Here is a 25,697-nt window from a genome sequence, read left to right on the forward strand (position 1 = left end):
TATTGCCAGCCTCGAATCAGTCAAGAATCAGATGCGGTAAAAACCGGCTTGAATCCTTGGTGATCAGACTGTTGTCTTCGCGCACGCCTATTCCTGCGGCCTGATCACCAATCACCCAGGAGCCGATCAGCGTGTAGCTGTCATCGAACTTGGGCAGCGGCGCAAATTCCTGCAGGATGAAGGGCGCGTCCGTGTAGGGGCCGTCCTCTTTGACGACCAGACCGTCGGCGGTTTGCAGCTCGATGTTGGCGCCTTCCCGGGAAAAGTACGGTTTGCGTACCCAGCCCTTGGGCACCGCGCTGCCCGGATTCGGGTCGAGATGCGCCGCCAGCAGGTTCGGATGGCCCTTGTGCAGCTCCCAGAGCAGGGGCAGGGCGCCCTTGTTGGAGAGAATGGATTTCCAGGCCGGTTCGAAAAACTGCGTGTCGCATTCGGCGATGGCTGCGCCGAATGGCTCATGGAAAATGAACTCCCAGGCGTGCAGCTTGAACAGGTGCGGGATCCAGCGATCTTCAAGATCGACAAAACGTCCCTCGGGAGTCAGGCCGATGTCTTCGATATCGATGTGCCGTGATTCGATGCCGACCTTTTCCGCGATCAGTCGCAGGTAGTCCGTGGTGCCCTTGTCCTCGACCGAGCCTTTCATCGAGGCAAAGTAGAACGGGCGCTTGAGCTTCAGCTGGGCAAAGGCTTCGTGCAGGCGGGTGTCGATGCTGTTGAACTGGTCGGCATGGCGCGGCAGCATTCCGCGCTCGATGCATTGCTCCAGCCAGCCCCACTGGAACGCCGCTGCTTCGTACAGGCTGGTGGGCGTGTCGTAGTTGAGCTCCAGCAACTTTGCCGGGCCGTTGCCGCTGTAGGAGAAGTCCATGCGTCCGTACAGATGCGGATGACCTTCCAGCCAGGATGTTCGGATCATGTCGTAGTACGACGCTGGGATGCTCAGGCGATCGAGCAACTCTTCGCTGTGCACCACCCGGTCGACCAGGTCCATGCACATCTCGTGCAGTTCGGTGGTCGGATCCTCGAGATCGTTTTCGATCTGCGCGAGCGTGAACTGGTAGTACGCGCGTTCGTCCCAATAGGGTTCGTCGTCGATGGTGTGAAACAGGAAGCCGAGGCTTTCGGCGGTCTGTTTCCAGTCGGGGCGCTCAGCGCAATGGATCTTCTTCATGATCAGCTGCTCGAACTGCCCCAGCCGCCCCAACCGCTGCGTGCACTGGACTGGCTGCCGAAACCGCCACGGGAAGTCGAAGACGCCACGTTGACGGATTTGCTTCGGGAGCTGGTGTAGTCCGAATCGTTTCGAGTCGTCGGAGCCGATTCGATCCGGCGGTTCAGCGTCGAAGTGTCGTACGTCTGGCGAGTGTCACGATCGCGATAGACCGTCCGCGTGTCGCTTGCGCGATTGTTGCTCATGGCATTGCCGATCAGCCATCCGCTGAGCCAGCCGTTACCACCGCCACCGCCACCGCCACTGGAACCATGGGAAGTGCTCTGTATGGTCTGGGCAGGTGCCGGGTCACCCGCTGGCATCTGCGCATTGGCGATCGCATCGAGGTTCTGCGCCGGCTCAACGTTCTGCGGCACCTTGAAGCCACCCAGCTTCGGTACAAAGCGGCCGTCGGAATTTTTCTGACACCAGCCGGCGGCGAAGTCTGCGTCGCACTGCGCTTTATCGTCATAGGCCGGGGCGATGCGCCGGTGTTCGGTCAGGGCCGCGACGTAGGCGTTCGAGCAGGCATCGGCGGCCACTTCGGCGTCAACGCACTGTTCCACGCTCTGGAAGTTGCGTTGTTCCTGGGCGGCCACTTCGCCGGAAATCGCCAGCGCCACGGAGGCCGCCAGGGACAGTTGAACGTACTTGCTTCGTTTCATCTCAGGCTTCCTGCCGATCAGTAGGACGGTGTCATGCACGCGGCGTTGAGCATGCCGACGCTGATCGCCACCGCAGCGACGTAGATGCCGGCGGCGACTTCACCGTTGGCGATGCGCTGGGACGTGCCTTTGAGCACCAGGCCGGTCGCCAGGAATGCCAGCAATTGCACCGCAGCGGCGATCACCGCCCAGAGCACGAAATCGAGGACGTTGATCGAGTGGGCGATGATGTTGCTCGCCGGAATCGCGAAACCGATGATCGCACCCGACAGGGCGATGGCGGCAGCGTTGTTGCCGCCGCGAATCAGTTCGAATTCCTTGTGCGGCGTGATGCGGGTGTAGACGAACTGAAACAGCATGAACAGCAGCACGGCGCCGATCAGGTAGGCGGCGAAACCGACCAGCGCGGCCTTGTTCAGGGAAACGGACAGCACTTCCAGCATGGGGAACTTCCTTTTAAATGGTGCTCAGATCGGTGGTGTACAGCGAGATGCCCAGCGATGTGCTCAGGCTGACGGTGCCTTCTTCGTCCTGTTCGACGGAGAACAGCAGCAGCTCTCGACGGTCGGTCAGGCCGGTTTCCCGGGCGTACAGCATCGAATGGTGTTCGATGGTGTAGGACTCGTCGGGATTGATCACTTGTTCGGTGAGCGGGACCAGTTCGGTCTGGCCGCGTTCGGTGCCCCATTCACGGGTGAAGGACACGCCCTCATGGGTGTAGGCCGGCAGGCCGATCAGGCTGTTCGGGCCCGCCAGGCGCTGCAGCTCGGCGTCACTGTTGACCGTGACATAGCTGACGTAATTGAACAGCGTCACCGATTCGATCTGATCGTCGCCGGTGACGTGGACCTGCAGCCAGAAATCTTCGTTGTTCAGGTAATAGCGATGCAGCTTGTTCGACTGGCCGAGGTCGATCCAGCCGGCGCTCCAGATGGCCTGGGCATCGGGAACCCGTACCGAGGTGCTGCCATCGAGCAGCAGGCCGAGCGTCGAATCGAACCGGATCCCTTTGCCCTGCGCCAGGCCAAGCGGGCCGCCGACAGCTTCAGGTGTTGGAGCCGGGGTCCCCAGCAAGTTCTTTAACCATCCCATGGGTACATTCCTTGAAGCGGGTGGAGGTGTTCGTTGGCAAAACGCCGCTAGTGTACCGGCCTCGTGACAAACGAGCAGGCGAAAAAGAAGGGCACCCGGTGCCCTTCTTTTCTCTGGCTGCCCTTACTGGGCCGACTTCTGCTTCAGTCGCTCGAGGATCGCGTTGGCGCTGCCCTCGTTCGGCGTGATGCCGGCGTCGCGCAGTTTGCGCTCCAGGTCGTTGCCGGTCGTGGCATCGGCCAGTTCGTCCTGAGCGTTCAGCTCGGCGGCGCGTTGCTTTTGCTTCTCCTGCAAGCGGTTCAGGGTGCCGACTGCGGTTTCCAGCTTGCCGTTGGCGCCGCCGCTGGCGATGGAGGCGCTGACCTGCGCTTTCTGCACGCTTTCACGGGCCTTGGCCATATCCACTTGCTGACGCAGGCTCTTGATCCGCGCTTCGGCCTTGTTGATGTCCTTGCGCATGTTGTCGGCGTAGGTGCCGAACTCGTCGCTCTGGGCCTTCTCGGTGGTCAGGTCGTTGGTCAGGGTCGAAATCGCCTCGGCCACTTCCATCGCCAGGTCTTCACGGCCGGCGTTCAGGGCAGAGACTGCCTTGGCTTCCAGATCCTTGATCTTGGCGTCGTACTCGCTCACGCGGTCGGCGGACAGCTTGTGCTTGGCCATGATGGTGACCAGTTCGCGACGGGCGTTGGACAGGGCGCTGTCGGCGTCACGGATTTCCTGATCGAGGATGCGCAGGGCCTGTTGATCGACGATCGCTTCGCCGACTTCATTGGCGCCGCCGCGCAGCGCGGTGAACAACTTGTTCCAGATGGACTGAGTCATTGGACTTTCCCTGTTGATTACTTGAAGAAATGTTCGAAGGCTTCGCTGGCGCGCTGCACGTTATCGACCAGGGTTTTCACCTCGGTGACCACGTTGGTCAGGCTCGAATCAGCACTCAGCGCGCCGAACATGTTGTAGACAGTCTGGCCGTTGGGCATGGTCTCGATGCCGATCGACGACAGCGGGAACATTTCCCGGCTGCGCAGGACCGCATCGTTGAAGGTGCGCACGTCGGTGATCGAATCGATGTCCACCAGCACGGTGTCGACGATGATCTGCTGACCCGCGATGGCGATGTGAATCGGCAGGCCGCCGAATTCGTTCATTTCCAGTTTGAGGCTGGGTTCGGCGCTCTGGATCAGGGACAGGGTGATTTCTTGCGAAGCCACTTCGTCCAGTGCCTTGAAAGCGTTGTAGAGGCTATCGATGTTCCAGTTGTTGCCTGCGCTCATGTAATTCTCCGACATGAAAGAGCCAGCCAGAATCGGTTGGCGTAGCTGTTGCTCCATTTGCTTGAGCAAGCTTCGGTTCTCCGGAAGCACCCAAGTTTCGTGTTTCACATAACCGGCGGCCGCCAGGCCCGCACGCATCTGCTTCATATAGAAACTCGATGGTTTTTTCACGGACGTTGTCGAGCGTACTCCCTTCGGGCTCTCCGATTTTGTTGCTGGGGAGTTGCTTTTCATGGCGATGACTCTGTTATGAATAACTCACGCGTGAGCCACACTACAACCAATTCAAAGTGCCATCAATGGCTCACGCGTGAGATTTTTTCAGCGCACGAAAAAAGGCCCGCAACATGGCGGGCCTGTGTTTCTTGCGAAGGTTCGCGGACGAGGATTAACGGCTGGCCGCGAGGAATTCGTCTGCCGAGACCACGCTGGCGTAGGCAAAACCCAGCGATGACATGAATGCTGCGTGTACATAGGCCGCCGGCACGGTCAGGCCATTGAATTCCAGATCGCGGGTGGCGCAGGCATCGTGGATCACCGTGACGGTGTAACCCAGATCCGCCGCCGCACGGGTGACGCCATCGATGCACATGTGGCTCATGCTGCCGACCACCACCAGTTCCTTGATGTCTTGCTCATCAAGGATCGATTGCAGTTCGGTTTCGCGGAACGAGTTGACGAAGTGCTTGAGCACCACCGGTTCGTCGGCGCGGTTGAGCACCTTGGAATGCAACTTGGCACCCTCGGAGCCCGGGGTGAAGAACGGCGCATCCGCCGAGGTGAATTCGTGACGGATATGGATCACCGGCTCACCCGCTTCACGGAACGCTGCGATCAGTCGGGCGGCGTTGTCGGCAGCGGCGTCGACGCCAGCCAGTGGCCACTTGCCTTGGGGGAAGTAGTCGTTCTGGATATCGACTACGATGAGTGCTTGCCTGGCCATGGGTGTGTCCTCGAAGTGTTTGTTGGGTGTGGAATCAGTATCGGCGCCAGCTACGTCTTCGAGGATTGGCCGCACCGACAATAGACAGGGGAAAACTGACAATGGGTGTTGAAAGGGCCGTTGCCGAATTGGGCGTGCTGATTTATCCCGGCGCGCAACTGGCGGCGGTGCATGGTTTGACCGACCTGTTCGGCGTGGCCGACCGGATCGCGGTCGAGCATCAGGCCGCGCAATTGCCAAGGCTGCGGGTGAGTCACTGGCAGGTCGAAAACGAACAGGCTCCGGTCAGGGTTTACGACAGTCATCCTGCAGCCGAAACAGGCTTGCTGGCGGTGCTGATCCCACCTTCGATCGCCGGGTTCAGTGCAGAGCAGACATCGCCGGGATTGCTGCAATGGCTGCGCGATCAGCATGCCCGTGGCGCGACGCTGGGCGGCGTCTGCGTGGGCTCGTGGCTGCTGGCCGAAAGCGGCCTGCTCGACGGTCGCAGCGCCACCACTCACTGGACCTCGGCCAAGGCGTTTGCCGAGCGTTATCCAGACATCAAACTCAAGGCCGACACACCGATTGTCGATGACGGCGACCTGATCACCACCGCCGGGCTGATGGCCTGGTCGGAGCTGGGGTTGCGGCTGGTCGATCGTTTGCTCGGGCCGAGCATCGCCAGCGCCACTGCGCGGTTCCTGGTGATGGAACACAGCGACAGCGCCAGTGCCTGCGGCAGCAATTTCGCGCCGATCCTCAGCCATGGCGATGCGTCGATTCTCAAGGTCCAGCACTGGCTGCAAAGCACCGGTGCGACTGACGTTTCGCTGGCCTCGATGGCTGAGCGCTCGGGGCTGGAGGAGCGCACATTCCTGCGTCGTTTCCGTGCCGCGACCGGCCTGAAACCCACCGAGTACTGTCAGCACCTGCGGGTCGGCAAGGCACGGGAAATGCTCGAGTTCACCAACGGCACCATCGATCACATTGCTTGGACGGTGGGTTATCAGGATCCGGGAGCATTTCGCGCCATCTTCAAAAAAATCACCGGGCTGGCGCCGAGCGATTATCGGGCGCGGTTTGGCGTGACACCGCCGACGGCGCTGGCGAGATAGCGTCTGACGTTCGTGCAAAATGCCGGGGCCATTGCGGCAGTCGTGCAGATTGAAACGGGCGGGGTGCCAGTACGAAAAGGCTAATTCACTGATTTGCGTGGGGTTTCGCGCAGCAGCCGTTTGGCCTGATCTCTGCACCCTCTGACCTACATTCATCTTGCCGCTGGAAGGGGGACGCATGACCCCGACACCTCGCAACAAAATAGTGGTCGCCCATTCCGTACGCCCCGACGCACCACAACACGAAGTGCAGACCAACAAGGCGCTGGCCCGCTGGCTGGCGCAGATTCTCGGGCTGAAATTCGGTGGCAGTTACGACGCGCAAAAGCATCGTGGTCGCGACCTGTATCTGCTGCCGACCCAAACCATCGTCGGCGCTGCCAAGGCCCATGAGCTGGGTATCAAAGGCCCGGACGACCTGTGGGGCGGTTTCGTCGAGCACGATTTCATCTGCACCAAAGCCATCAGCCACGGTTTGCGCAGTCATCTGGCCCGCGCGCCGCAAGGCTGGTCGCCGCTGTTTTCCGAACGCACGCGCAATGTCGTACTCGACGGGCTCAGTGTGTTTGCTTTGGAGGATGCGCGACCCGCCGCCGAGCATCTGTTGTACAGCGGCCCGATCCGTCTCAAACCGATTCATGCGTGCGCCGGCCGCGGACAGGAAGTGATCAAGAGCCTCGACGCTTTCGACGAGATCCTCACTCGCCCGGACATTGCAAAACAGTTCAACGAAGGCGTGGTGCTGGAGCAGGACCTGAGCCAGGTAGTCACCCACAGCGTCGGTCAGTCATTCATCGGCGACCGGGTGCTCAGTTACTGCGGTGATCAATACTTGACCGAAGACGCCCACGGCGAAGACGTGTACGGCGGCTCGAACCTGCTGGTGGTGCAGGGCGGTTACGAGGAACTGCTGACACTGGACCTGCCGGACGATGTGCGGCTGGCCATCGAGCAGGCGCAGGTGTTCGACCGCGCGGCGGATGAAGCCTATCCACGGTTCTACGCTTCGCGGCGCAATTACGACATCGCCCAGGGGCTGGGCAGCGATGGTCAGCAGCGCAGCGGCGTGCTCGAACAATCCTGGCGCATGGGCGGCGCGAGCAGCGCGGAAGTGGCGGCGTTGCAGAGCTTCGTCAACGATCCGTCGATGTGCGCGATCCGCGTGTCGTCGGTGGAAACCTACATCGACCAGGCCCTGCCGGCGGATGCTATCGAGGTCTATCGCGGCCCGGCCGAGAACAGCGACTTTCTCCTCAAATACGTAACGGTCAAATCCTATGACGGCTAGAAGCGAAAGCATTCAGATCGACATTGATGACGAGCAGATGAGCGGGACGTTCCTCAGTCCCAAATCGAAAGTCCCCGGCGTGTTGTTCGTGCACGGTTGGGGCGGTAGCCAGGAGCGAGATCTGGAACGGGCCAAAGGCATCGCCGGCCTGGGCTGCGTGTGCCTGACTTTCGACTTGCGCGGGCACACCGGCGGCACCGGCATTCCGCTGAGCCGGGTCACCCGTGAAGACAACCTGCGTGACTTACTGGCGGCCTACGACCGGCTGCTCGCGCACCCGGCGCTGGACACCTCGGCCATCGCGGTGGTCGGCACCAGCTACGGCGGTTATCTCGCTTCGATCCTCACCTCATTGCGCCCGGTGCGCTGGCTGGCGCTGCGGGTGCCGGCGCTTTATCGCGACGAACAATGGCACACGCCCAAGCGCGAATTGGACAAGGCTGACCTGCGCGATTATCGCGGTACGCTGGTGCGCGCCGACAGCAATCGGGCGCTGCATGCCTGCTCGCAATTCACCGGCGACGTGCTGCTGGTGCAATCGGAAACCGATGACTACGTGCCCCACGCGACGATCATGAGTTATCGCGCCGCGTGCCAGCAGACCCACTCGCTGACTCACCGCATCATCGACGGCGCCGACCATGCCCTGAGCGATCCAACTTCTCAGCAGGCCTACACCTCGATCCTGGTCGACTGGATCACCGAGATGGTGGTGGGCGAACGGTTGAGCATCATTCAGTCGCGCTGATCAGGGCTTGGGTTTCTTCTCGATCCGCAGTGCCTTGGCCTTGGCTTCCACCACCAGATACATCACCACCGTGATCAGCAGCGGCAGCAGAAAATAGATCGCCCGATAGGCCAGCAACCCCGCGACCAGACTGCCGCGCGACGCCTCGTGTTGCAGCAGCGCGACGAACACCGCTTCGAGTACGCCGAGCCCGGCCGGAATGTGAGTGATGACCCCGGCAATCGCGCTGATCAGCAGCACCCCGAGCACCAGTGGGTAGTCGAGTTTGTCCGGCAGCAAGGTGAAAATCACCGCCGCCATCAATGACCAGTTGAGCGCGCCGAGCAACAGTTGCAGGACGGCCATGCGCAGCGACGGCAGGTTGATTTCCACCCCGCGAATCGACCACTCGCGCCGCCGGGAAAACTGGCAGGCGACCAGGTAACCGGCACTCAGCAACAGCAGCAAAACGCCGATGCCCTGCAACGCATTGCTGCTGACTTTCCAGCCCGGCGGCATGCGCACCAGACCGCTGCTGAACACCGCGCCGGCGATGGTCATGTAGCCGAACCAGTTGGTGGCCAGGCTCAGCCCGAGGATCTTGGCGATGTTGCTTTTGCTCACGCCGAGTCGCGAATACAGCCGATAACGCATGGCGATCCCGCCGACCCACGCGCTCAGGTTGAGGTTGAACGCGTAACTGATGATGCCCACCGGCAGGATCTGTTTCCAGGTCAGCTCCTGGCGAATGTAAGTGCGGCCGATCAGGTCGAAACTGGCGTATACCAGAAAGCTCAACAGCGTCAGGCTGGAGGCGATGATCAGCGTGCGCACCTTGAAGTCGGCGAGGGTTTGCAGCACCTCGGCCCATTCGATGCGGCTGGCGAACATCGTCAGCAGGACGATCAGCGCGAGGAAAAAAAGGAGCGTCAGCGGACGCTTCCAGCGGCTCCAGCGAGATGTGGCAGCGGGTTTCAAATGTGTGGCGGCGGGAGCATCGGAGCGGCTCATGACGGATCGCTCCCGGCAGTGTGAATGAAGGGCTTCAGCCGAGGCTTGTGCGCTGGCAACCAACCGGCCATGGCCGGGAAATGACGCAGGAAGTGAAACACCAGAAACCCCACGGTCATGTGCCAGAGGCGCCCGCGCGGAGCCTGATCAACGTCCATCGCTTTGCAGTGGTTTTGGCTGAGATCTTCCAGGCGGCGAAACAGCTCCTGATTGAAGACCCGGTCACGGATCAGCACGTTTGCTTCCAGGTTCAACGAGAGACTAAGCGGATCGAGATTGCTCGACCCCACGGTGCTCCATTCCTCATCCACCAGCGCGACTTTGCCGTGCAGCGGACGCTCGCAATATTCGTGGATCTGCACCCCGGCCTTGAGCAGGTAGTCATAGGTCATGCGCGCCGCAAGTTTGGCCACCAGCATGTCCGGCTGGCCCTGCAGGATCAGCCGCACATCGACGCCGCGCCGGGCCGCGTTACGAATCTCGCGCAGCAAGCGGTAACCGGGAAAGAAATACGCGTTGGCGATCACTACCCGCCGCCGGGCGCGGCGCAATACCTGCAAATAAACGTCTTCGATATCGGTGTGGTGCTGGTCGTTGTCGCGGAATACCAATCGCACCTGACCGTCATGTTCGGTGAACGCCATCTCCGCCCGCCGCTGGCGTCGACGCTGCCACCAGAACCGCGCCCGGCCGGGACGACCGCTTTGCAGCAGGGCGAAGTGATGGATGTCGGCCACCGCCGGGCCCTGAACTTGCACCGCGTAATCCTGCTTCGCCTCGGGGCCGAAATCCGCCAAGTGATCGCCGGAAAAATTGATCCCGCCGATGAACGCAATCAGCCCGTCGACCACCACGATCTTGCGGTGCAGGCGCCGGAACCAGTTGGTGCGAAAACCCAGGCGTTTGGGCGCTGGGTCGAAGATTTGCAGGTGCACACCGGCCTCGCTCAACGCGGTGAGGTAACCGGTGCTCAATTCGCCGCAACCGAAGCCGTCGAGACTGACGGTGGTGCGCACACCACGCCGGGCGGCGTCGATCAGAATCTGCTGCAACTCGTTGCCGACCTTGTCTTCGAAAACGATGAAGGTCTCCAGCAGGATTTCACTCTTCGCCGCGCGCATGGCGTCGAAGACTCGCGGGAAATACGCCTCGCCGTTTTCCAGCAGTTCGACGCGGTTGTTGCCCTGCCAGCCATAGTCGACATCGACGTGACCGGGCTCGCGGATCGGTGGGGTGATGGTGATCGGTTCCACGGCGGATTTTTCCAGCGGCGCGCTGCTCATAGTTCGATCTCCACTGACAGCGGCACGTGATCGGAAAGATGTGACCAGGGCCGGTTGGCGAGCACCTTCGGCTGGCTGGTCTTGAGGTTGCGCACGTAGATCCGGTCCAGCCGCAGCGCCGGCCAGCGCGCCGGAAAACTGCGCGCCGGTTTGCCCTGATGCTCGGCAAACACTTCACGCAGACCGCAAGGTTCCAGCAGCGCATCGGCGCGCTGGCGCCAGTCGTTGAAGTCGCCGGCGACGATTACCGGTGCATCGTCGGGCAGGTCGGCGAGGCGTTTTCGCAGCAGTTTCAGCTGTGCGTTGCGATGACTTTCACGCAGGCCCAGGTGCACGCAGATCGCGTGCAATTCGCGAGCGTCTCCCGGCAGGCGCAGCACGCAATGCAACAGACCACGGTTTTCATGACCGCTGATGGAAACGTCGAGGTTGTCGTGGCGCACGATCTGGAATTTCGACAGCAGGGCGTTGCCGTGATCGCCCTCCGGATACACCGCGTTGCGCCCGTAGGCGAACTGCGGCCACAGGCTGTCGGCGAGGAACTCGTATTGCGGCATCGTCGGCCAATTGTTGTAGCGCTTGGGATGGTGTTCGTGGGTGCCGTGGACTTCCTGCAGGAACACCACGTCGGCGGACACGCTGCGGACCGCTTCGCGCAGTTCCGGGAGAATGAAGCGGCGGTTCAGCGCGGTGAAGCCCTTGTGGGTGTTGACCGTCAGTACCGTGAAACGACGCACCGTGGTGATGACGGTGGCGTGTTCATCGGTGACGCCGACCGGCTCGGGAATGCTCATGACGGCATGCCCGCAGGGGGGTGGCGCCGGTCGCGCCAAGGGGCAGGGCGCCCCTTTGAGTAATCGATGCGAATCGCCGCCATGCCGTCCTCCCGTCGAAAGTCCTCGTACCGCCTCTGTCTATTGGTGACTGCGGGCGGTTCGAGAAAGTTTCGGCGGGACTACGGACGGTCGGTATTCGCCGGATCAGTGGCCGGTAATGACGCGAGCAGAGCCTTCAGCGGGTTCGGCATACATCGGGCCCAGCCGGTCGAGGCGACCGCTCAAGGCTGTCAGGGCCAATGCCACCAGCACCACCAGCCCGCCGATCCACGCGGTGTGGATCAGGCCGATGTGCTCGACAATCAGCCCGCCACCCCAGGCACCGCCGGCGATCCCGAGGTTGAACGCCGCAATGTTCAGCCCTGAAGCCACATCGACTGCCTGCGGCGTGTGATGTTCAGCCTGACGCACCACGTACACCTGCAAACCCGGCACGTTGCCGAAGGCGACCGCGCCCCAGACCAGCACGGTGGCCAGTGCCAGCCACGGATTGCCAGCGGTGAAAGTGAGCACGAACAGCACGGCGGCGAGCAGGGCGAAAATGATTTTCAGGGCGCTGATCGGCCCGCGCTTGTCCGCCAGTTTGCCGCCCCAGATATTGCCGACGGCGACCGATACGCCGTACACCAGCAGCACCAGGCTGACCGTGCCGGCGCTGAAGCCCGAGATGTCCTGAAGAATCGGCGCCAGGTAGGTGAAGGCAATGAACGAGCCGCCGTAACCGATGGCGGTCATGGCGTAGACCAGCAGCAGGCGCGGCTGTTTGAGCACCTGCAACTGTTGCAGCAACGAAGCCGGCTTGCTGTGGGCGATGTTTTTCGGCACATACAGCAAGCTGCCGATGAACGCGATGACGCCCAGCGCCGACACGGCGAGGAAGGTTTCACGCCAGCCGAAATGCTGACCGATGAACGTGCCCAGCGGCACGCCGGTGACCAGTGCCACGGTCAGGCCGGTGAACATGATTGCAATCGCGCTGGCGGCCTTTTCCTTGGGCACCAGGCTGGTGGCAATGGTCGAGCCGATGGAGAAGAACACGCCGTGGGCAAGGCCGGTGACGATCCGCGCCAGCACCAACGATTCATAACTCGGTGCCAGCCAGGCCAGCAGGTTGCCGAGGGTAAACAGCACCATCAGCGACAGCAGCAACAGTTTGCGCGGGACTTTGCCGGTGAGCGCGGTCAGCACCGGCGCACCGATGGCCACGCCGAGGGCGTAGAGACTGACCAGCAGACCGGCGGACGGCAGACTGACGCCAAGATCGGCGCCGATGGTAGGAAGCAGGCCAACGATGACGAACTCGGTCGTCCCGATGGCAAATGCGCTGAGCGTCAGCGCGAGCAAGGCAATGGGCATGACAGCACTCCGGTTGAGGATTGAATGGAGCGCAGTGTCGGGGTTTGGCGAGGGAGGAAAAATACAGGGATGGGCATTTGATATTTGACCTGGGAGCAAAGATCAAACGCTGCCCTCAAGGCGTTCTTGAGCTCAATGCCGAATCAGTTTGTTGCGCACCTGTTCCATGGAGACTTGATCCAGCTCCGGCCAGAACTGCTGCTTGCCGGCAATCTCGGCCGCCACCGGCAACCCGTCGCGATACACCAGCCGGTTGCTCGCCAGCGCCGGCACTTTCGCGCCCGGCAACAAAGTGCCGGCGAGGTTCAGCGGATCGACCCCGCACACCGCGATCAGGCTGCCGTCATGGGGGCGACGGCGCACTTCGCGCAGCAGCGGAATCGCCTCGGGCAGGGCGAATTGTTCACCGGCCAGGCCACTGACAAACCGCCCGCCGCGAATCTCGCCCCGGGCCTCCAGCCGGTGAAAGGTGCGCAGGAGTTCGCGCCAGCTCGGCAGCCAATCGGCTTCGCGCTCCAGCAGGCGCCAGAACACCACGCCGTATCGGCGCAACAAGGTCATGGCGATGTGTTCAAACGTCTCGGGCGGCGCTGTCTGGCTGCTTTCCGCAACTGACCCACGACGTAAAAGCGCCCAGCGCCCGGCATCGTCCATGCCACCCACGAAAGCCCCGCGCCCGCGTCGACTGCTGCGTTGCTGGCGCTTGCTCGCCGGGGTGATCAGTGCCCGCAGGCCGGCAAAACTGTCGGCGTTCACCAGGCCAGCGCCGACCAGTTCCTGCAAGGCGATTTCCAGTTCGGTGCGCAGCAGGTGCGCTTCATGAATCAGCTCATCGAAAAACAGCGCCCCGTGCTGACTGAGGGCCTCGAAGACTTTCTGCGTTTTAGGCGACAGTTCACTGATCGGCGTCTGCTCGGCCAGTGCGCTCCACAACCCGACCTGACTGCGCGGCAACAGCACCACGGGCGTACTGCGCAGCGCCGTGCCGCTGGTTTTTTGCCGGGCGCTGAGGCGTGTCCACACCAGTTTTCCGCTGCGGCACAAATCATCCAGCCAACTCGGTGAATAGTCCTTGAGCCGCGCCGGAAGAATGTCGCTGTCCCACGCCGAGGCGGCAGCCGGATAGCCTTCGAACTGACCGACAATCGCCGGCAACACGGCGCTGCCCTGACCCCGGGTGGACGGGGAGACATGCTGCCAGTCGAACAGGAAACGCATGAAATCCTGCAACGCCACCGGTTCGATTTCCCGGCGCAGGCGCTTGACGGTGTAGCGGTGAATTCGCGCCAGCAGATGCCGTTCGCACCATTCTTCAGTCTTCAGCCCCGGCGTGAATTGACCGCGCAGTACATAGCCTTCGCGTTCCAGTCGGGCGAGGGCTTGATGGACGTGAGCGGGCGGCAATGACAGCGGTTGCGCGATGGTCTCCAGTGGCAGCGGGCCGAATGCACTCAGTCGCGCGCGGATGACTTCCACCAAGGCATCGTCGGCGGTCCAGACTTCATCAAAACCGGGCAGGGCTTGCAGTACTGAAGATGCCTGTGGATAAAGCGCTTGCAGACAGGTCAGGCGTTCTCGCGCCAACCAGAGCGAATGCTCGGGATCGATTTGCAGTTGGCAGGCTCGACCCGTGTCGGCCAACGCATTCAGCCAATCGCGCCAATGCAGGTTGGCCTCGACTTCGCGGTCGCTGATGCCGGCCAGGCTCATCAGCGCTTCGTGCATTTCATCGGCGCTGTTCGGTGTCGGCCAGGCTTCTTCACGTACGGCGGTGATCGCGTCGGCGTCCAGCGCACCGAGGTCATCGGTGGATTGTGGATCGCTCCAGCGGCGGTTGAGCACAGCCTGGGTGCGACGCTCTTCCAGCGGCGCGTCGTCGAGAAAGGTGTAGGGGCGTGCGCTGAGGATTTCCGCCGCCAGCGGCGAGGGCGCCGGCAGATCGCGAGCGATCAGGCGCACTTCACCGCGTTCCATCCGTCGCAGGAGATCGAGCCAGCCCTCGCTGTCCATCGCTTCGTGCAGGCAATCGTCGAGGGTCTGTTCCACCAGCGGATGCTCGGGGATTTCCCGTTCGCCGGCGAGATTTTCCAGGCAGGCGATCTGATCGGGAAACACGCTGGCGATCAGGTCTTCGCTTTTCATTCGCTGCAACTGCGGCGGGACTTTTCGCCCGCCGACAAAACGCGGCAGGGCCAGCGCCACCCCGGCGTTCCAGCGCCAGCGTACGCCGAACAACGGCGCATCCAGCACCGCTTGAATCAAAATGTGCTCGGCGCTGTTGCTGTGCAGATAACGCCAGACTTCGTCGAGTTCGAAACTGTGGCTGGTGGACAGCGACAGGACGATGGCGTCTTCGCTGGCGGCAGCCTGCAATTCGAAGTTGAAGGTACGGCAGAAACGCTTGCGCAAGGCCAGTCCCCAGGCGCGATTTATACGGCTGCCGAACGGCGAATGGATGATCAGTTGGGTGCCGCCGGACTCGTCGAAAAACCGCTCCATCAACAGCGTGTCCTGGGACGGCAAGGCGCCGAGGGTGAGGCGAGCACGGGCCAGATAATCCACAAGCTGTTCGGCACTGGCCAGATCCAGTCCCAGGGTCGCAGTCAGCCAGTCGAGGGCCGGTTGCAGGTTACCGGGGCTGGCGCTCAGCAATTCGTCGAGCTGTGCTTGCAGGCGTGCCACCGCCATCGACAATTCGGCGCTGCGACCGGGTGCCTCGCCGAGCCAGAACGGAATGGTCGGTGGCTGACCCTGGGCATCCTCGACCCGCACCTTGCCGGTTTCCACCCGCAGGATTCGGTAGGAGGTGTTGCCGAGCTGGAACACATCGCCGGCAATGCTTTCCACGGCGAAGTCTTCGTTGACGCTGCCGATGTTCAGGCCCTGGGGCTCCAGCAGCACGCTGTAGTCGGCGTTGTCGGGGATGGTGCCGCCGCTGGTCACGGCCGTCAGCCGCGCACCGCGTCGTCCGCGCAAGGTTCGGCTCACGGCATCGCGGTGCAGGTAGGCGCTGCGGATGCCCTGACGGCCGTTATAGCCCTCGGCGAGCATGGTCAGCAGCGCCTGATAATGCTTTTCGTCGAGGTCGGCGTAGGGGGCCGCGTGACGAAGCAGTGCGAGCAACGCGTCCTCGGCCCACTCCTGGCAACTGACCTCGGCGATGATCTGTTGCGCCAGCACATCCAGCGGCGCTTCGGGGATGTGCAGGGTGTCGAGTTCGCCCCGGCGCACGCAGTCGAGCAGCGCGGCGCATTCGATCAAGTCATCGCGGGTGGTGGCGAACAGGCGCCCCTTGGGCGTGCCGCCAACCTGGTGTCCGGAACGGCCGACCCGTTGCAGAAAACCGGCAATCGAGCGCGGCGAAGCGATCTGGCACACAAGGTCGACTTCACCGATGTCGATCCCCAGTTCCAGCGATGCAGTGGCGATCAGCACTTGCAACTCGCCACGCTTGAGTCGCTGTTCGGCGTCGAGACGAAACTCCTTGGCCAGACTGCCGTGGTGCGCGGCCACCGCGTGTTTGCCGAGGCGTTCGCTCAGGTGCCGACTCAGGCGTTCGGCGAGGCGCCGGGTGTTGACGAAAATCAGCGTGGTGCGGTGTTCGCGGGCGAGCGTGGCGAGGCGGTCGTAGACCAGCTCCCAGACATCATTGGCCATGACCGCCGACAACGGCACCGGCGGCACTTCGATGCCCAGATCCCGTGGGCGCGCGTGGCCGATGTCGATGATTTCGCACGGGCGCTCATGGCCGACCAGAAACCGTGCGACCGCATCGATCGGTTTTTGCGTGGCCGACAGCCCGATGCGGGTCAGTGGTTCGACGCACAGCGCCTGCAAGCGTTCTAGGCTCAGGGCCAGGTGGCTGCCACGTTTGCTGGCGGCAATGGCGTGGATTTCATCGACGATCACCGTGCGCGTGGTGCCGAGCATTTTGCGCCCGGACTCGGAACCTAGCAGCACATAGAGCGATTCCGGGGTGGTCACCAGAATGTGCGGCGCACTTTTGCGCATGGCGGCGCGGTCTTTTTGCGGGGTGTCACCGGTGCGTACGGCGGTGGTGATTTCCAGTGCCGGCAGGTCCATTTGACGTAACTGGTCGGTTATCCCGGCCAGCGGATTTTGCAGGTTGATGCGGATGTCGTTGGACAACGCCTTGAGCGGCGAAACGTAGACCACCAGCGTCTCGTCCGGCAGACCGTCCGGGGTTTCCAGGCCACGGTGGACCAGATCGTCGAGCACCGCGAGAAATGCGGTGAGGGTCTTGCCGGAGCCGGTGGGCGCGGCGATCAGCGTCGAGCGACGCTGGCGGATCAACGGCCATGCGCGGGCCTGGGCGGCGGTGACCGTCGCGAATGTGCGGCTGAACCAGGCGCTGACAGCGGGGTGGAAGCCTGCCAGGGCCGCGTCCTTGGGAAGGGGCAGATTCATGGCTTCAGTTATGCGGGTGAGCGGGCGAAGTTGCAAGTACCGCTGGGGATCTACACTTTACGGGTGACGGTTGCGCACTAAACCCGCAAAATGCAACGATTCCGGCAATTATCGACGACGGTGCCACACGCATCGTCGCTAAAGCCATCGTTCCAATCAGACTGGGCCTGCTGACTCTATGCGAATGCGCCTTATGTTACTGGGCGGCGGAAATGCCCTTGGGCAGGCGCTGATTCGCCTCGGTGCGGAGGAAGACATCGGTTTCCTCGCCCCCCGCCCGCCCGAAGACGGCTGGGATGCCGCGAGCCTGACACAACTGCTCGACGACACCCGTCCCGATGCGTTGATCAACCTTGCCTACTATTTCGACTGGTTTCAGGCCGAGACCGTCAGCGAAAGCCGTCTGTCGGGCCAGGAACGCGCCATCGAGCGTCTGGCCGAACTGTGCCAGCACCACAACATCGTGCTGGTGCAGCCGTCCAGCTACCGGGTATTCGATGGCTCCCGTGCCACCGCCTACAGCGAAAAGGACGAACCTGTGCCGTTGGGCCTGCGCGGTCAGGCGCTGTGGCGGATCGAGCAGAGCGTACGTGCCACTTGCCCACAGCACGTGTTGCTGCGCTTCGGCTGGCTGCTCGATGACAGCCCGGAAGGCACCCTCGGGCGATTCCTGGCCCGTGCCGAACAGCCGGAAGAATTGCTGCTGGCCGACGACCGTCGCGGCAATCCGACCCCGGTCGACGATGCGGCCCGGGTGATCATTTCGGTGCTCAAACAACTCGATTGCGCCGCGCCGCTGTGGGGCACTTACCACTACGCCGGCCACGAGGCGACTACGCCGCTGGCGCTGGGGCAGGCGATTCTCACCGAGGCCCGCAGCCTGCATCCGCTGGCGATCGAAGAACCGACCGCCCAGGCGCACGCCGCGCGTGAGGATGCCGCTGAAGAGCCGCAACACGCGGTGCTGGCCTGCAAGAAAATTCTGCACACTTTCGGGATCAAGCCGCGCGCCTGGCGCGCCGCACTCCCGGGCTTACTGGATAGGTTTTATCGCCATGGCTGACGGCCCTGTTTTAATCACCGGCGGCGCCGGTTTCATCGGTTCGCACCTGACTGACGCGTTGCTCGCCAACGGCCACTCGGTACGGATCCTCGATGACTTGTCGACCGGCAAACGCAGCAACCTGCCGCTGGACAATCCCAAGGTCGAGCTGATCGTCGGCGACGTCGCCGATGCCGCGCTGGTTGCACAAGCGATGCAAGGTTGCAGCGCGGTCGCGCACCTGGCCGCTGTGGCCTCGGTGCAGGCGTCGGTGGATGATCCGGTGAAGACTCACCAGAGCAATTTCATCGGCACGCTCAACGTCTGCGAAGCCATGCGCGAGGCCGGCGTGAAGCGCGTGCTGTTCGCCTCCAGCGCCGCGGTCTACGGCAACAATGGCGAGGGCGAGTCGATCAATGAAGACACGCCGAAAGCGCCATTGACGCCGTATGCATCGGACAAACTGGCCGGCGAGCACTACTTCGATTTCTACCGTCGCCAGCACGGTCTGGAACCGGTGATCTTCCGCTTCTTCAACATTTTCGGCCCGCGTCAGGATCCGTCCTCGCCGTACTCCGGCGTGATCAGCATCTTCAGTGAGCGCGCGCAGAAAGGCTTGCCGATCACCGTGTTCGGCGATGGCGAGCAGACCCGGGATTTCATGTACGTCGAAGATCTGGTCGACGTGCTGGTGCAGGCCCTGGAAAAACCTGAAGCACAAGTCGGCGCGGTGAACGTCGGCTGGAATCAGGCGACCAATCTCAAGCAGATGCTGGCCGCGCTGGAAGCAGTGGTCGGTGAACTGCCGCCGGTCAGCTATGGCCCGGCGCGCTCCGGTGACATCCGTCATTCGCGGGCGAACAACGCTCGGTTGCTCGAGCGATTCAAGTGCCCGACGCCAACGCTGATGAGCGTCGGCCTGGCACGTTTGCTCGGCCGCTGAGCTTCTCGCGGACATGAAAAAGGCGCCTTTTGACAGGCGCCTTTTTCACGGCCGGAAATCGGATTTCAAACACATTTCCTGTAGCGAGGGAGCTTGCTCCCCGGTCGATTGCGTAACATCGCCGTCAGTTCTGAGTCTGCCCGCCACCAAGCCTCATTCACCACCACGTGAACGTTCTTTGATTGCTCGCTTAGAACTTGTAGCCCAGACCGACCATGTACACAAATGGATCGACGTCGACGTTCACTTTTGCGCGAGTGCCTGGAGCCACGGCGTTGTTTTCGACGGTGGCGCGGGTGTCGATGTCGATGTAGCGCACCTGGGCGTTGAGCATGATGTTGTCGGTCAGCATGTAGTCAGCGCCGACCTGCCAGGCCAGGCCCCAGGAGTTTTTCGCCTTGAAGTTGCTGAAGCCGTTGGACTGGGCTTCGCTGCCGACGTGTTCGTCGTAGATCCAGGTGTAGTTGATGCCGCCGCCGATGTACGGCTGGAAGGCCGACTTCGCGTCCAGCGGGTAGTAGACGACGCTCAGGGTCGGCGGCAGGTGTTTCAGGGTGCCGAGCTTGCCGTTGGCCGCTGGCAGTGCAGTGCCCTTGAGCTTCACGTCATGCTCGAACGGGGATGCGGCCAACAGCTCGATACCGATGTTGTTGGTCAGCATGTAGGCGAAGTTCAGACCCAGTTGGGTGTCGCTGCTCATGGTCGCCTTGCCGCCCAGGTTGGTGCCGCTCAGCGGACCCTGATCGACCTTGACGCTGGAGCTGTCGGCCTTCGGGTTGACGGTGATCGCACCGGCACGAACGATGATGTCGCCGGCTTCATGGGCGTGGGCGAGCGGGGCTGCGAGCGCGAGGGCAAACAGCGAAGCGCTGAGCAAGGACTTGTTCATGGAAGCTCCCAAAGGACGTTAAAAATGTTTGATGTCCTATGGTACGAATCCGTCTGATACGGTCTTTTGACTCAGCTCAATGAAACAGTGATGGACGGTTTTTTTGTGGAACCTTTGCTCGCGAAGCCGATTTGGCGGGCTATAACTGATTGCCGGAATTACTCCGGCAGCTCGTAGACGTAAATCTTGTCCGCGTCCATCTGATACCCGGCATCGGCCAGTTCGCTGGTGGACGCCTTGACCTGCAACGGCCCCTCGACCCAGTACGGCTGATACAGCTCGTCGAGCTTCACGCCGACGGCGCTTTTCACATGCACGATCTGGTTCGACGGCGGTGGCGGCACGTGGATGCAGGCGCCGAAATACGGCACCAGCAGGAAGTCCGTGGTGCGGCCTTCCTCGCTGACTTCCAGCGGTACGATGTAGCCCGGCAGGCGAATGTTCTGGCCGTCGAGGCTTTGCACCACCGGGGCGTTGGGCAGGTCCTGCTTGGCCGCTGGCGCCGATTCTGCGGACAGCGCATCGCTCATCTTCGACAGGTCATGCAGCGGCGTCATGTTCGGCACTTCGGGCGCCGCGTCCGGCGGGATCATCTCCGACCAGGTCAGGTCTTTCGGCGCCGCTGCCCACACGGGCAGGGCGACCAGCAACAGCAGCGCAAGGACAGCGCGGGGCATGGTGAACATCCTCATAAACGGATCGACAGGCCATCGGCCAATGATTGGCGATACGCGCGCCAGGCCGGCACGCTGCCCATCAGCAGCGCGGCAGCCAGAATGCCACCGAGCAGCGTCCATTCATACTCGCTTGGCCATGCCAGCGGCAGATACAAGCCGTAATTGGCCTGCACATAACCCTGTGCCGCGGCGATGCCGATGTACAGCAACGCCAGCCCGGCGATCACCCCGGTCAGCGCCAGCGCAAACGCTTCCAGCACCAGCAGGCTCGCGATGTGCCACGGCCGCGCGCCCACCGAACGCAGGATCGCCATCTCGCGGCGACGTTCGTTGAGGCTGGTGAGAATCGCCGTGAGCATGCCGATCAACCCGGTCAGCACCACGAACAGCGAGACCACGAACAGCGCTTTTTCAGCGGTGCTCATCAGGCTCCAGAGTTCCTGCAGGGCCACGCCCGGCAGGATCGCCAGCATCGGCTCGCCGCGGAATTCGTTGATCTCCCGTTGCAGCGCGAAGGTGGAAATCTTGCTGTTGAGGCCGAGCATGAACGCGGTGATCGCTTGCGGCGTCAGGTCCATGTTGCGCGCCTGATCGGCACTGATCCGCCCGTTGCCACGGGCCGGCACACCGTTGTGCCAGTCGATGTGGATTGCCTCCATGCCACCGAGGCTGATGTGCAACGTGCGATCCACCGGCGTGCCGGTGCGCTTGAGAATGCCGACCACGGTGAACGGTTTGTCATCGTGCTTGACCAGACTGATCGCCGCCACGCCGTGGGCCAGTACCAGTTGGTCGCCGAGTTTGTAATGCAGCGCCTCGGCCACTTCGGCACCGAGCACCACTTCAAACGGATCGGTAGCAAAGGCGCGGCCGTCGGCCAGTTCCAGATGCTGCTGGCGACCGTACTGGTAATGCTCGAAATAGGCTTCGGTGGTGCCCATCACCCGATAGCCGCGATGGGAATCGCCGAGGGACATCGGGATCGCCCACTTCACTTTCGGGTTGCTGGCGAAATGTTCGAAGCTGTCCCAACGAATGTTGTTGGTGGCGTTGCCGATGCGGAATACCGAGTACAGCAGCAGGTTCACCGAACCGGAGCGAGCACCGACGATCAGGTCGGTGCCGCTGATGGTGCTGGCGAAACTGGCCTTGGCTTCGGTGCGCACCCGTTCCACTGCCAACAGCAGACAGACGGAGAGGGCGATGGCGAAAGCGGTGAGCAGGGCGGTGAAGCGGCGGTTGGCGAGGCTGGCCATGGCCAGACGGAACAGATACATCTCAGACCTCGGCAGACGTGGCGGCGCGATTGAGTTCGGCCAGGGACAGGTGACGGTCGAACAGCGGCGCCAGGCTCTGGTCGTGGCTGACGAACAACAGGCTCGACCCGGCCTCACGGCACTCGGCGAACAACAGGCGAATGAAGTTTTCCCGGGCGTCGTAGTCCAGCGCCGAGGTCGGCTCGTCGGCGATCACCAGTTCCGGCTGACCGATCAACGCGCGTGCAGCGGCAACCCGTTGCTGTTGACCAATCGACAGCGAGTCGGCACGGCGTCCCAGAATGCCTTCGTCCTTCAAGCCCAGGTGGGCGAGCAGGGTGGCGGCTGCCTGATCGACGCTGCCGTGACGTTGCTTCGCGCGTTCTGCACGCAGCTTCGAAAAGTGGCACGGCAGCTCGACGTTCTCGCGCACCGAGAGAAACGGCAGCAGGTTGAACTGCTGGAAGATGTAGCCGGTGTGATCGACACGAAAGCGATCGCGAGCGCCGGCACCCAGTTCGGTCAGTTCCTGGCCGAGCAGGCGAATGCTGCCGCGACCGGGCTTCTGCACCCCGCCGAGAAGGCCGAGCAGGGTGGTCTTGCCGCTGCCACTGGGGCCCTTGAGGAACAGGGTTTCACCCGGTTCCAGACGAAACGCCGGGATATCCAGCAGCGGCGGGTGACCGGGCCAGTTGAAGCCCAGGTCGGACAGTTCGATGAGTGCTTGGGTCATGGTGCCGGTTCGTGATCAGAATTTCAGGGCGGCGGATTTGGCCGTCACTTCCGTGCCTTGCTGGCCGTTCGGGCTGATCAGTTGTACCTGAATTTTCTGGGTCGCCGGGAAGGTATTGAAAATGTTCGCCAGATCCAGAGTGTTCAAAGCACCGGGCGCTGCGCAGGTGAACTGGTAGTGAGCGTGGATTTCGCTGTGATCGTGGTGATGCGCTTCGCCGCCTTTGGCGTCTTCGTCGTGGTCATCGTCGTCATGATCGTCGGCATCCGGCTTGTCACCGAACAGCGGGCTCGACAGTTCCTGACGGGTGACCTTGCAACCGGCGGCGGCCGGCAGGCTGAACAGCGCCAGCGGTTTTTCGAGTTGCGCGCGAGCGGCAGCGACCTTGGCCTTGTCGGCATCGCTGGTGGCGACGTGTTCGAAGCCGACCAGGTTCATCGCCGGGCTTTCCAGCTCCAGTTCCAGGGTCTGGCCGTCGAGCGCAGCGTTCAGGCGACCGACGCCATGTTCGTGGGCACCGAGGCTGCCGTGTTCATGATCGTGGTCATGCTCATCGGCAGCCTGGGCGATGGCCAGTGGCAACAGGGCAAACGGCAAAGCGAGCAGCAGACGACGCATGGCGAACTCCGGGAAGTAAAGTGAAGAGTTTGTTATGTAATCTTATAACGAAAGTGCGCAGAGTTTGCCCGCCCCGCACGCTTTGCGCAAGGCATCACTGAGCACCGTCCGGGATGTTCCCGGAGCGGCACGTAGATTGAGTGTCACGATTTTTGAATCAGAATCCGGCGCCGGGATAGTCGAACCAGTAGCCTCCCGTTAGCACATGGCGGATCAGACTTTCGTCGAGCAGGTTCGGAGCATCGCGAGTGAAGCGCTGGCGCCAGGCTGGAAGCCACCAGTAGTTGATCGCCGTTCCACGCGGAAGTACCACCACCTTCATGACCTCCGGATCTATTTTGTGCTCTGAGTAGAGTTGATGGCTGCGATCCATGAAGCCCATGTACTGACTGATCGGCAACTGGAACATCAACGCCGTAGTGAAGATTTTTTCACTCTCACTGAACGCGGGATTTTGCAGTATCTGTAACGCTTCACATGCGTACGGCTTTGGTTGGCCGGCAATTTTTTGGCCTTCGGGAGTAGAGAGTATGTCGAAGCGGTCATCCATATCGCGCCATCCGATACGTCTATTACTTTCAAAGTAATTGTGAATGATGGCGCTCAACGGCCCTGGTGCTGCGCCTTCGGAGGTGCAGGCTGAAAGGTCGGCAGGCGACCAAAAGCGCCATGCCACAACGAGCAGGAGTGAAGCAGCCAGGATTATCCAGAGTCGTTTCATTGTGGTTTGCTGTACTTGTAACGTCGGAAGATGGTGAAGTCGTGGTCACTGCGAGCAGCATTACCCGATGCGATTCGAAAACCTGCGTCGTTGACTTCGATTTTGTCCCAGCCTGCTGAAATGCAGACACCTTGAGTCAGAACAAATCCGACGTGACCGCTGGCATCAGAGTAATTGACAGCATACGCACCAACGTCTCCGGGTAGGGGAGATTTCTCTGCGTTCCAACTATTGAGCAGCCGGGTCTCATCTGCCCATTCCCCTGCGGTTGGCGGGCTCACTTTGGAATAGCCCGGGATGTATTTTGAAGAGCCATGTTCGATCATCGCCACGTTGACACCGATGGCAGTCAATACGTCATAGACGAACACATTGCACTTGTTTGATTCCGCCCTGAACTCCACGCTTTTCTTAAGCGTTGGATGCGGTAAAGAATGTTTGACTTTGTTGCCGGCCCATTCAGTCGAACCTCGGTGTGATAGCGCCTCCATCAGTATGCGGCGCGGCATGTCCTGGATGACCACCTTTACGGTGCGGGTTTCATCCCTCCGTTTGACGCCATACTCGACCTCGTAGAATGTGTCGTTAGAGACTTTGCCGCTGGTGGATAGGGGCACTTTTACCCAAGGTGATACTGCAACTATCGACAGCGATTTACCTGAATTCAGCGTGGCTGTATGCATTGCCTTTTTTGCGCCGGAGTTACCAACAATTTGAACGGTGACTTCGTAGCTGTCACGGCTTTTTATCGAAGGTAATTTCTGGGCGTCCAAGCGGGTAATAGCGGTTTGAGTCTTGTCCGAAACGAGTGAGTAGATGCGGGGTTTGTCATCGTTTTGAACGATGTTGTCATCAATGACAAGTCCGTCGATCAGCAACTGAAACTTCACGCCTTTTGGTGGCTGCATCAGAAAGTCTTTAAAGACGAGTTTGATTTCCGACTTCATGGCAAGTCCTGATTCAGGGATTCTTCATAAGCGTAAAACGTCCACTCGGACTCTTCACCGACCAACAGAGTGTCGTAATCCGAATGGCTTTCCACAGGGTGTTCGCAGCCTTCGCCTGTTGCATTACAGGTGATGTCTTGCAGGACGGCTGTTTTTTTCTTGTCTTTGAGTCTGTAGGCAAGTCCTGGTTTCTGGGAGTCGTCCAGGCGTTCGATGATGACTTGCAGATAGCGATGTGAAGTCGGGGCGGTAATCGAAGGGCCCATATCGATGGGAGCTGGACGGCCAATGCCGGCGAAGCCGCTGTGTTGCTGAGTGAGCAGTTTGTTGGCCATGGGCGGGCAGCCGCAGGCGATATAGTCACCCTCCAGTGCAGCTGGGCCGGCGGGCAGGATCAGAGTTCTTTCGCCAACGGCGACAATCGGTCCTTGGCCAGCACTGCACGCCGGGCAACTGGCAAGTTGCCCGATCGAGGCGATGATTTTGCCTTCGATACGCAGGTTTTCGTTTCCTTCGAGAATCACGCCACCTGTAGAGGTGGGGCCTCCCTTCGACGCCAGTTTTCTTCCTGAAGACATGGGGTTCCTTCCCATGAAAAAAAGAAGAAATGTAGCCGATAAGGCAAGCGTCGCCAGCTTCTGACACTTGGCGTTACACA

Annotated in this window: 25 protein-coding genes; 5 read left to right on the forward strand and 20 right to left on the reverse strand. The window is 61.5% G+C overall.

All coding sequences use genetic code 11. From position 1 onward, the window contains the following. Positions 1-16: 16 nt before the first annotated feature. From AC1RMX_RS21095 to AC1RMX_RS21125, 7 genes are all read right to left on the reverse strand, one after another. Positions 17-1,174: a glutathionylspermidine synthase family protein gene (locus AC1RMX_RS21095; RefSeq protein ID WP_096820926.1), complete on the reverse strand. Its 1,158-nt coding sequence runs from the start codon at positions 1,172-1,174 to the stop codon at positions 17-19. 2 nt (positions 1,175-1,176) lie between these two features. Continuing rightward, positions 1,177-1,878 (reverse strand): DUF1190 domain-containing protein, encoded by a 702-nt coding sequence (locus tag AC1RMX_RS21100; RefSeq protein WP_493072922.1) that lies wholly within the window; start codon positions 1,876-1,878, stop codon positions 1,177-1,179. Between the two features lie 17 nt (positions 1,879-1,895). Next, the gene (locus tag AC1RMX_RS21105) at positions 1,896-2,321 is read right to left on the reverse strand and encodes a DUF350 domain-containing protein (RefSeq protein WP_085712345.1); all 426 of its coding nucleotides are present in this window, start codon (positions 2,319-2,321) and stop codon (positions 1,896-1,898) included. A 13-nt stretch (positions 2,322-2,334) separates the two neighbouring features. Further along, positions 2,335-2,970: a DUF2491 family protein gene (locus AC1RMX_RS21110; protein ID WP_096820729.1), complete on the reverse strand. Its 636-nt coding sequence runs from the start codon at positions 2,968-2,970 to the stop codon at positions 2,335-2,337. Positions 2,971-3,093: 123 nt separating this feature from the next. Then, entirely contained in the window at positions 3,094-3,792 is a 699-nt protein-coding gene (locus AC1RMX_RS21115) for a PspA/IM30 family protein (RefSeq protein WP_192559111.1), read from the reverse strand. A 17-nt stretch (positions 3,793-3,809) separates the two neighbouring features. After that, positions 3,810-4,478 carry a YjfI family protein gene (locus AC1RMX_RS21120; protein ID WP_096820731.1) on the reverse strand — a complete coding sequence of 223 codons (669 nt, stop codon included), beginning with the start codon at positions 4,476-4,478 and terminating at the stop codon, positions 3,810-3,812. Between the two features lie 154 nt (positions 4,479-4,632). Next, a complete protein-coding gene (locus AC1RMX_RS21125; protein WP_096820732.1) occupies positions 4,633-5,187 on the reverse strand; it encodes a cysteine hydrolase family protein in 555 nt (184 codons plus the stop codon). 101 nt (positions 5,188-5,288) lie between these two features. Here AC1RMX_RS21125 and AC1RMX_RS21130 point away from each other — a divergent pair, with 101 nt between their 5' ends. The 3 genes from AC1RMX_RS21130 to AC1RMX_RS21140 all read left to right on the forward strand — a co-directional run bounded on the left by AC1RMX_RS21130 (position 5,289) and on the right by AC1RMX_RS21140 (position 8,320). Continuing rightward, a complete protein-coding gene (locus AC1RMX_RS21130) occupies positions 5,289-6,284 on the forward strand; it encodes a GlxA family transcriptional regulator (protein ID WP_493072924.1) in 996 nt (331 codons plus the stop codon). Between the two features lie 178 nt (positions 6,285-6,462). Next, complete coding sequence (locus AC1RMX_RS21135) at positions 6,463-7,572, forward strand: DUF3182 family protein (protein ID WP_493072925.1); 1,110 nt, start codon at positions 6,463-6,465, stop codon at positions 7,570-7,572. Next, a complete protein-coding gene (locus tag AC1RMX_RS21140) occupies positions 7,562-8,320 on the forward strand; it encodes an alpha/beta hydrolase family protein (RefSeq protein WP_493072927.1) in 759 nt (252 codons plus the stop codon). The genes AC1RMX_RS21135 and AC1RMX_RS21140 overlap by 11 nt, the downstream gene beginning before the upstream one ends. Here the strand turns inward: AC1RMX_RS21140 and AC1RMX_RS21145 are convergent, their stop codons facing one another. The 5 genes from AC1RMX_RS21145 to AC1RMX_RS21165 form a co-directional block, all read right to left on the reverse strand. Beyond that, entirely contained in the window at positions 8,321-9,310 is a 990-nt protein-coding gene (locus tag AC1RMX_RS21145) for a lysylphosphatidylglycerol synthase domain-containing protein (protein WP_493072928.1), read from the reverse strand. After that, positions 9,307-10,593, reverse strand: a complete 1,287-nt coding sequence (clsB, locus tag AC1RMX_RS21150; protein WP_493072929.1) for a cardiolipin synthase ClsB — start codon at positions 10,591-10,593, stop codon at positions 9,307-9,309. The genes AC1RMX_RS21145 and clsB overlap by 4 nt, the downstream gene beginning before the upstream one ends. Beyond that, positions 10,590-11,387, reverse strand: a complete 798-nt coding sequence (locus tag AC1RMX_RS21155) for an endonuclease/exonuclease/phosphatase family protein (protein WP_102620877.1) — start codon at positions 11,385-11,387, stop codon at positions 10,590-10,592. The genes clsB and AC1RMX_RS21155 overlap by 4 nt, the downstream gene beginning before the upstream one ends. A gap of 186 nt (positions 11,388-11,573) precedes the next feature. Next, positions 11,574-12,785, reverse strand: a complete 1,212-nt coding sequence (locus tag AC1RMX_RS21160) for an MFS transporter (protein ID WP_493072931.1) — start codon at positions 12,783-12,785, stop codon at positions 11,574-11,576. 132 nt (positions 12,786-12,917) lie between these two features. Next, positions 12,918-17,213, reverse strand: a complete 4,296-nt coding sequence (locus AC1RMX_RS21165) for a DEAD/DEAH box helicase (protein WP_493072932.1) — start codon at positions 17,211-17,213, stop codon at positions 12,918-12,920. 178 nt (positions 17,214-17,391) lie between these two features. Here AC1RMX_RS21165 and AC1RMX_RS21170 point away from each other — a divergent pair, with 178 nt between their 5' ends. Beyond that, on the forward strand, positions 17,392-18,276 hold the full coding sequence (locus tag AC1RMX_RS21170) for a sugar nucleotide-binding protein (RefSeq protein WP_096820741.1): 885 nt from the start codon (positions 17,392-17,394) through the stop codon (positions 18,274-18,276). Beyond that, positions 18,269-19,198 carry an NAD-dependent epimerase/dehydratase family protein gene (locus tag AC1RMX_RS21175; protein ID WP_493072934.1) on the forward strand — a complete coding sequence of 310 codons (930 nt, stop codon included), beginning with the start codon at positions 18,269-18,271 and terminating at the stop codon, positions 19,196-19,198. The genes AC1RMX_RS21170 and AC1RMX_RS21175 overlap by 8 nt, the downstream gene beginning before the upstream one ends. 190 nt (positions 19,199-19,388) lie before the next feature. On the opposite strand, the gene AC1RMX_RS21180 is transcribed toward AC1RMX_RS21175, so the two are convergent. From AC1RMX_RS21180 to AC1RMX_RS21215, 8 genes are all read right to left on the reverse strand, one after another. Beyond that, the gene (locus AC1RMX_RS21180) at positions 19,389-20,087 is read right to left on the reverse strand and encodes an OmpW/AlkL family protein (protein ID WP_007955593.1); all 699 of its coding nucleotides are present in this window, start codon (positions 20,085-20,087) and stop codon (positions 19,389-19,391) included. A 158-nt stretch (positions 20,088-20,245) separates the two neighbouring features. Beyond that, on the reverse strand, positions 20,246-20,764 hold the full coding sequence (locus AC1RMX_RS21185; RefSeq protein ID WP_096820927.1) for a DUF3299 domain-containing protein: 519 nt from the start codon (positions 20,762-20,764) through the stop codon (positions 20,246-20,248). An 11-nt stretch (positions 20,765-20,775) separates the two neighbouring features. Next, complete coding sequence (locus tag AC1RMX_RS21190; protein ID WP_096820743.1) at positions 20,776-22,041, reverse strand: ABC transporter permease; 1,266 nt, start codon at positions 22,039-22,041, stop codon at positions 20,776-20,778. Between the two features lies 1 nt (position 22,042). Then, positions 22,043-22,753, reverse strand: a complete 711-nt coding sequence (locus AC1RMX_RS21195; RefSeq protein WP_096820744.1) for an ABC transporter ATP-binding protein — start codon at positions 22,751-22,753, stop codon at positions 22,043-22,045. Between the two features lie 15 nt (positions 22,754-22,768). Continuing rightward, on the reverse strand, positions 22,769-23,371 hold the full coding sequence (locus AC1RMX_RS21200; RefSeq protein ID WP_493072936.1) for a DUF2796 domain-containing protein: 603 nt from the start codon (positions 23,369-23,371) through the stop codon (positions 22,769-22,771). A 157-nt stretch (positions 23,372-23,528) separates the two neighbouring features. Next, positions 23,529-24,092 carry a hypothetical protein gene (locus tag AC1RMX_RS21205; protein ID WP_096820746.1) on the reverse strand — a complete coding sequence of 188 codons (564 nt, stop codon included), beginning with the start codon at positions 24,090-24,092 and terminating at the stop codon, positions 23,529-23,531. Then, positions 24,089-25,039 carry a CHAP domain-containing protein gene (locus tag AC1RMX_RS21210; protein ID WP_096820747.1) on the reverse strand — a complete coding sequence of 317 codons (951 nt, stop codon included), beginning with the start codon at positions 25,037-25,039 and terminating at the stop codon, positions 24,089-24,091. Before AC1RMX_RS21210 ends, AC1RMX_RS21205 begins: the two co-directional genes overlap by 4 nt. Beyond that, entirely contained in the window at positions 25,036-25,617 is a 582-nt protein-coding gene (locus AC1RMX_RS21215; RefSeq protein WP_255261922.1) for a PAAR domain-containing protein, read from the reverse strand. Before AC1RMX_RS21215 ends, AC1RMX_RS21210 begins: the two co-directional genes overlap by 4 nt. Between the last annotated feature and the right edge of the window lie 80 nt (positions 25,618-25,697).

Source organism: Pseudomonas sp. GW822-FHT03F04, assembly GCF_058801405.1.

Bases quoted from the DNA above. Each gene is read 5' to 3' on its own strand.
- AC1RMX_RS21170 (WP_096820741.1), top strand. From the start codon at position 17,392: ATGCGAATGCGCCTTATGTTACTGGGCGGCGGAAATGCCCTTGGGCAG.
- AC1RMX_RS21190 (WP_096820743.1), bottom strand. From the start codon at position 22,041: ATGTATCTGTTCCGTCTGGCCATGGCCAGCCTCGCCAACCGCCGCTTC.
- AC1RMX_RS21175 (WP_493072934.1), top strand. From the start codon at position 18,269: ATGGCTGACGGCCCTGTTTTAATCACCGGCGGCGCCGGTTTCATCGGT.
- AC1RMX_RS21105 (WP_085712345.1), bottom strand. From the start codon at position 2,321: ATGCTGGAAGTGCTGTCCGTTTCCCTGAACAAGGCCGCGCTGGTCGGT.
- AC1RMX_RS21195 (WP_096820744.1), bottom strand. From the start codon at position 22,753: ATGACCCAAGCACTCATCGAACTGTCCGACCTGGGCTTCAACTGGCCC.
- clsB (WP_493072929.1), bottom strand. From the start codon at position 10,593: ATGAGCAGCGCGCCGCTGGAAAAATCCGCCGTGGAACCGATCACCATC.
- AC1RMX_RS21125 (WP_096820732.1), bottom strand. From the start codon at position 5,187: ATGGCCAGGCAAGCACTCATCGTAGTCGATATCCAGAACGACTACTTC.
- AC1RMX_RS21185 (WP_096820927.1), bottom strand. From the start codon at position 20,764: ATGCCCCGCGCTGTCCTTGCGCTGCTGTTGCTGGTCGCCCTGCCCGTG.
- AC1RMX_RS21120 (WP_096820731.1), bottom strand. From the start codon at position 4,478: ATGAAAAGCAACTCCCCAGCAACAAAATCGGAGAGCCCGAAGGGAGTA.
- AC1RMX_RS21100 (WP_493072922.1), bottom strand. From the start codon at position 1,878: ATGAAACGAAGCAAGTACGTTCAACTGTCCCTGGCGGCCTCCGTGGCG.
- AC1RMX_RS21160 (WP_493072931.1), bottom strand. From the start codon at position 12,785: ATGCCCATTGCCTTGCTCGCGCTGACGCTCAGCGCATTTGCCATCGGG.
- AC1RMX_RS21115 (WP_192559111.1), bottom strand. From the start codon at position 3,792: ATGACTCAGTCCATCTGGAACAAGTTGTTCACCGCGCTGCGCGGCGGC.
- AC1RMX_RS21135 (WP_493072925.1), top strand. From the start codon at position 6,463: ATGACCCCGACACCTCGCAACAAAATAGTGGTCGCCCATTCCGTACGC.
- AC1RMX_RS21200 (WP_493072936.1), bottom strand. From the start codon at position 23,371: ATGCGTCGTCTGCTGCTCGCTTTGCCGTTTGCCCTGTTGCCACTGGCC.
- AC1RMX_RS21130 (WP_493072924.1), top strand. From the start codon at position 5,289: ATGGGTGTTGAAAGGGCCGTTGCCGAATTGGGCGTGCTGATTTATCCC.
- AC1RMX_RS21205 (WP_096820746.1), bottom strand. From the start codon at position 24,092: ATGAAACGACTCTGGATAATCCTGGCTGCTTCACTCCTGCTCGTTGTG.
- AC1RMX_RS21110 (WP_096820729.1), bottom strand. From the start codon at position 2,970: ATGGGATGGTTAAAGAACTTGCTGGGGACCCCGGCTCCAACACCTGAA.
- AC1RMX_RS21155 (WP_102620877.1), bottom strand. From the start codon at position 11,387: ATGAGCATTCCCGAGCCGGTCGGCGTCACCGATGAACACGCCACCGTC.
- AC1RMX_RS21165 (WP_493072932.1), bottom strand. From the start codon at position 17,213: ATGAATCTGCCCCTTCCCAAGGACGCGGCCCTGGCAGGCTTCCACCCC.
- AC1RMX_RS21145 (WP_493072928.1), bottom strand. From the start codon at position 9,310: ATGAGCCGCTCCGATGCTCCCGCCGCCACACATTTGAAACCCGCTGCC.
- AC1RMX_RS21095 (WP_096820926.1), bottom strand. From the start codon at position 1,174: ATGAAGAAGATCCATTGCGCTGAGCGCCCCGACTGGAAACAGACCGCC.
- AC1RMX_RS21210 (WP_096820747.1), bottom strand. From the start codon at position 25,039: ATGAAGTCGGAAATCAAACTCGTCTTTAAAGACTTTCTGATGCAGCCA.
- AC1RMX_RS21215 (WP_255261922.1), bottom strand. From the start codon at position 25,617: ATGTCTTCAGGAAGAAAACTGGCGTCGAAGGGAGGCCCCACCTCTACA.
- AC1RMX_RS21140 (WP_493072927.1), top strand. From the start codon at position 7,562: ATGACGGCTAGAAGCGAAAGCATTCAGATCGACATTGATGACGAGCAG.
- AC1RMX_RS21180 (WP_007955593.1), bottom strand. From the start codon at position 20,087: ATGAACAAGTCCTTGCTCAGCGCTTCGCTGTTTGCCCTCGCGCTCGCA.